Source organism: Hymenobacter defluvii (genome assembly GCF_017589435.1).
GTDB lineage: Bacteria > Bacteroidota > Bacteroidia > Cytophagales > Hymenobacteraceae > Hymenobacter > Hymenobacter profundi.
In genome coordinates, this window is the sequence record NZ_JAGETX010000047.1 from 1 (window position 1) to 4748 (window position 4748).

The window sequence follows — 4748 nt, forward strand, 5'->3', positions numbered from 1 at the left end:
CTCGCCCCATCAATTCGAACGCGACTTTCAAATCAGCCTATCTTAGCGCACTGTCCGTTTTTACTGGACCATCCCAATTCGAGTCACACGCAACGAACCAGACTAGTTCTTGTGGGTCCAGTAGCTGCTCTAGAACAGTATAGGCTAGACCGTCTTCGAAGAAGAGGCGGTACTGCGGGCCTTTGAAGCTCTCCCACCACCAATTGAAGTGGGTGTTTGAGTTTGTCTTGCGAATAAACGTTGCCTCGATCTTGTGCATAATGGCCGGCCATGCATGGATGCCGACGGCGTGAAAAGCAGTAGACTCAATGCCTAACGCGGCGGCTCGTTGGACCAAATCATCTCGAAAGCCAGGCATGGATAAAGGATGGATCGAAGAAGGATGACTTATACTCTGCGGAACAGTTCGGGCAGTTGGGCATAGGGTAGGTATGCTAACTAAGTGGCCGCAATAACAGCCGTAGTTGACATCATCGTGATGTAGTAATTGGCCAGGTGCACCGTGAGCAGCAGCAATATGTCTTTATAGGGTAACTCCTCGAACGCCTCCACCGTGGCAATATCGAACTCGTAGGTCACTTTCTTCCACTTGAAATCGGGCTGGAGCACGAGCAGCTCCTGTTGGTGGGTGTTGGTGAGCACGTACTGGTTCTTGAAGAAGCCCTTTAACTGAAAGACGAAATCCTGCTCCTCGCCACCGAAGGCCGTGTGCAGGATGATGTTGCCGTTCCAGCCCATTTTGAAGCGTAGCAGCAGGGCCTCCTGTTGCCACAGCTCGATAGTAGTGCCCCAAAACCCTTTCGGCTTGGCCTGCAATGGGGGCTGGTCGGGTAGCGTGAGGGTGGCTTCAAACGTGAACCACGTGGGGTAGGTCAGTTCGCCAATGGTGCGGGAGCCTTCGGTAAGGCGAAAGCAGCGGGCCTCGTCAGCAGTGGCGTGGTACTCGGCCATAGAGTGTGAGGTTGGATAGCAAGCAGAAACAAATAAGATCTAATACGGTCAGTTGCACCCCTACCGGGTGTACTGGCCTCCCGTAACTCTGCGTGTGGTAGTATTCTCGGGTAAAAGTCTGACATACTGGACATACTGCACGTCGAGTGTGTTGCTGGTAAGTTCAGCGATAGTCAGACTGCCACTGTAGCTAAACGATGCAGACGTATCTGTCCAGGTAAGCATATCGCCTTGATAGGTATAGGATACCGTGAGGGGTGTGACTTGACCTATGATAGGATTAAGTTGACCGGGTAAGCGTAGCCAGGCGTAGCCTAAGAAAGTGGTAGGAATTGTTAAGGTCTTATCGGTGAAGACTATTTCTTCGGTTACGGCAGGAAGCTGCTGTTTTCCCTCAAATTCCAGACTGCCATCCGCACGGTAATATTTGATGTAAGATGATTGCAGTTTCCAAGTGCCTTCTAAGGTAGGCTCAAGTTCAGGGTCGTCTTTGGAGCAGGCGGTGATGAGCAGCACAAGGCTCAGCAGGAGGAGGGAGAGAATACGGAGCATAGCAATAACGGTAGGTACTCGGCTATAAAGACTATGTAGCAGTATAGCGGTGAAGCTAGTGGTATGGAGTATAGAAAGCAAAAAGTCCCAATATGTGCCGGAGCTTATTACGTTTAAGAAGCATAGCCACTATCCGTTAGGCGCAGTAAAGAAAGGGCAGCCAGGGTGTCTAGGAGAGGCCGGACCTTTTCGGGCTTCGTGCGCTTGAAACGAGCTGCTACTTGTTCTATAGTAAGAGGCTGACCAGCCTGCTGGATAGCATCGCGTAGGGCCTGCATTTGTTGGGCAAGCTCCGTGGGCCAGAGTTGCGGGCTGGCAATACCGGTAGCCGCTGTGGCGGGCATGATCTGCTTGGGTAGAGAAAGGGTAGCTTGCTGTTCAGGAGCTTGGTAGCTCGGACGCAGGTAGCGCACGAGGCCGGCTTGCTCCTCGCGGGCGCGTTCGTGGTTGAGCTGTACGAGGCGGGTAAGGATTTCGGCGTCGGGTAGATCCACGGGCCAGCCGTAGGCGTCGGCGACCGCGGCATCAAGCTGTTGATGGAGGCTCAGTACGACGGAGGCTAGGCCCAGTTGGTGGGCTATCTGGTCTTTGGCTGTGAGAGGCTGACCAGTACGTAGCTTTTCGACGACGTTGTAGAGGTCGGTGAGGGTGAGGACGGGATGCTGGGCTTGTTGTCGTTTACGGTGGGCGTCAAGAAGCTCAGCAAGCTCACGAATATGAGCTTGCTGAACTGTGGTAGCATTGGGAAAAGGGAATGTATCGAAGCAACGAGACTTTGTATATACAGGCCGATCCTCTAATGTGCCTCCAGTCGCTAGCGCCCATTTTACATGTAGGTGACTAGATAATACTCCTAGCTGGTAAGCATCATCCAAGGCGATAGTAATGATTTTATTATCTGGCAATACCTGCCCATCTAAGAATTGAAATATGCGGTGCTTAGAGGTTTCGGGAGTAGCAATATAGCGACGCAAACCTGCAATTGAGGAACGCATCTGATCGTTAGGTCGAGCAAACAACCACCAGTTTTTACGACGAGTTTTATCCCTATTCAAGTCGCGCTCTGGTTTTACAGTCTGTAAGATATGCTGATAAGCTTTGGGAAAACGATTGATCATATCGATCTCATTTAACCCAATCATATCGATCAGTAGCACGTTACGCGGCGAAGACATCAAATCCTTTCCATTACGATAGGGACGAATGTGTCGTTCAATGCCAGCAATGGTACCTAATCCCATGTCGGCAGCCTGGACGGGTGTAACTATAAAACCAGCACCAATAATGAGTACGCCGGTACTACTTATACCATCATTAGCTTTTAACTGTACTATGTTCGATAGATCTGCGCCAATAGTCAGATCTGCATTTATCATCCCTACCGTTTCTATTAACTCTACTTCTCGCGCATCGTCATCATCAGAAGAAACTTCACGCGCCACTCGCGCTAAAATGCCAGCTTGCCGACCTGCTTGCCCAACTGTCATGCTAACACGCACTGCTGCCCCATCGCTGGCCTCAACCCATGGGTGATCAGGTACTACGAAACTAAGTGAGAGCGGCTGTTTAGTATCTTCTAAGTAGCGCTGCACTAAGCGGCTACTAAAGGTCATGGAAATGGAGTTGGTTGTAATGAAACCGAATCCCTGCGCCATCCCTGCTTGCACGGCAGCAGCGGCTTTATGCCACCAATACATTACGAAATCAGCCGATTCAGGCACTTGCTTATTATACGCCTTCCTTAAGTTGGTTACATAGGTGTCACCCAATGCGTCGCGTAGCCGCTTGTTGCCAATAAAAGGAGGGTTACCAATGATGAAATCTGCTGATGGCCATTCAGCGGGCCATGTCGTGCTGAAATCAGTATTATATTCTAATATGGCATCCTGCTGTACAATGTTCTGATAGTTATTAAGCAGTGGTTCTGTTAGTTGGGTAAGCCCGTGAGTACGTAAATGCCACTGTAAATAACCGATACGCAATACCACATCCGCAATAGCCGCGGCGCGCGGATTTAGCTCCAGTCCCAGCAGTTGGTGCGGACTCACCGTGGTGCCGCTACCGAGGTCAAGCAAACCTGTATGGCCGTAGCTGTTAATGGCGGTCAGTACTTCCCCTTCCAAACGCTTGAGATGTTCCAACGTCACGTAAAGGAAATTGCCCGAACCACAGGCTGGATCTAGGATGCGCACGGATGTTAACCGGCGCAGAAAGCGTGTTAGTTCGGCCCGGGCTTCTTTCATCTTACCCTTCTCTAACCACAGCGCACCAGCAGCTTGGGCGGCCGCCCACTCCCGTCGGAGCGGCTCAATGATTGTGGGCATTACCAAGCGCTCCACATAACGCCGCGGCGTGTAGTGGGCACCCAACCGGTGTCGTTCCTTTGAGTCCAGCGCTCGTTCCAGCAGCGTACCAAAGATGGTAGGCTCTACTTCGGTCCAGTCGGCTTTAGCAGCTCGCAGCAGCAACTCCATTTGATCCGCCGTCAATGGTAAGGCAATTGCATCGTGAAAGAGCTTGCCGTTGAAATGTCGCAGCCTAGCTTTCAGATCAGGGGAGAACCCTCCCTTATCCATCGTGTGCCACAGACTTTGTAGTGCATCAGGCAGCAGGTCGCGTAGCTCGGGCGTACTGTATTGTTGCAGCAGACCCGTGAAAGAGGCCTTCGGAATCAAGTTGACATCCTCGGCAAACATGGTGAACAGGCAGCGCATCAGAAAGTGCGCAACTGTATCGGCAGCATGGCCGGCTCGTTCTAATTGTGAGGAAAGCCCTGCAAGGTAACCAGCCAACTCACGGGTGACGCGGGCAGCCCGCCGGGAAGGATCGAGCTGTTGGGGCTCGAGGAAGATCTGGCGAAGCGTCTGGCACATACTTTCCTCCGCCAGGTCTTTCAAGTAGAGACGGTAGCGGGTCTGGTCGGGAAAGGGAACAAATGCTTCGCTGACACTCGCAAAGTTGCTGTAGACGTCAATACAGTAGCCCACGTCGGCCACTAGAATGAAGAGGGGTTGGGGTTCTTCAGCTGGTAGGGCGCGGGCGTAGCTCAAAGCTTGTTGTCGAGCCGCCTGCATCATCTGTTCCCATTTGGCTGTGCCGCGGGTGGCATGACCAGTGCGGCGCTTCTCGGGAGCTAGACCCAGTTCACGCCTGAGATCGTCCTGAGATCGTCCTGAGATCGTCCTGAGATCGTCCTGAGATCGTCCTGAGATCGTCCTGAGATCGTCCTGAGATCGTCCTGAGAT

At 52.2% G+C, this 4748-nt stretch carries 4 protein-coding genes; all 4 read right to left on the reverse strand.

All coding sequences use genetic code 11. The features are described from left to right. Positions 1 to 37 precede the first annotated feature (37 nt). Positions 38 to 358: a DUF6756 family protein gene (locus J4D97_RS24100; RefSeq protein WP_432207233.1), complete on the reverse strand. Its 321-nt coding sequence runs from the start codon at positions 356 to 358 to the stop codon at positions 38 to 40. Between the two features lie 80 nt (positions 359 to 438). Further along, complete coding sequence (locus J4D97_RS22640) at positions 439 to 951, reverse strand: hypothetical protein (protein WP_208309572.1); 513 nt, start codon at positions 949 to 951, stop codon at positions 439 to 441. Positions 952 to 1011: 60 nt separating this feature from the next. After that, positions 1012 to 1503: a hypothetical protein gene (locus tag J4D97_RS22645; protein WP_208309573.1), complete on the reverse strand. Its 492-nt coding sequence runs from the start codon at positions 1501 to 1503 to the stop codon at positions 1012 to 1014. A 113-nt stretch (positions 1504 to 1616) separates the two neighbouring features. Beyond that, complete coding sequence (locus J4D97_RS22650; protein ID WP_208309574.1) at positions 1617 to 4580, reverse strand: class I SAM-dependent DNA methyltransferase; 2964 nt, start codon at positions 4578 to 4580, stop codon at positions 1617 to 1619. Positions 4581 to 4748: the final 168 nt, after the last annotated feature.

What these genes read in the sequence shown, in the direction of transcription:
- J4D97_RS22645 (WP_208309573.1), bottom strand. Translation starts at nt 1,503, where the DNA reads ATGCTCCGTATTCTCTCCCTCCTCCTGCTGAGCCTTGTGCTGCTCATC.
- J4D97_RS22640 (WP_208309572.1), bottom strand. Translation starts at nt 951, where the DNA reads ATGGCCGAGTACCACGCCACTGCTGACGAGGCCCGCTGCTTTCGCCTT.
- J4D97_RS24100 (WP_432207233.1), bottom strand. Translation starts at nt 358, where the DNA reads ATGCCTGGCTTTCGAGATGATTTGGTCCAACGAGCCGCCGCGTTAGGC.
- J4D97_RS22650 (WP_208309574.1), bottom strand. Translation starts at nt 4,580, where the DNA reads ATGATGCAGGCGGCTCGACAACAAGCTTTGAGCTACGCCCGCGCCCTA.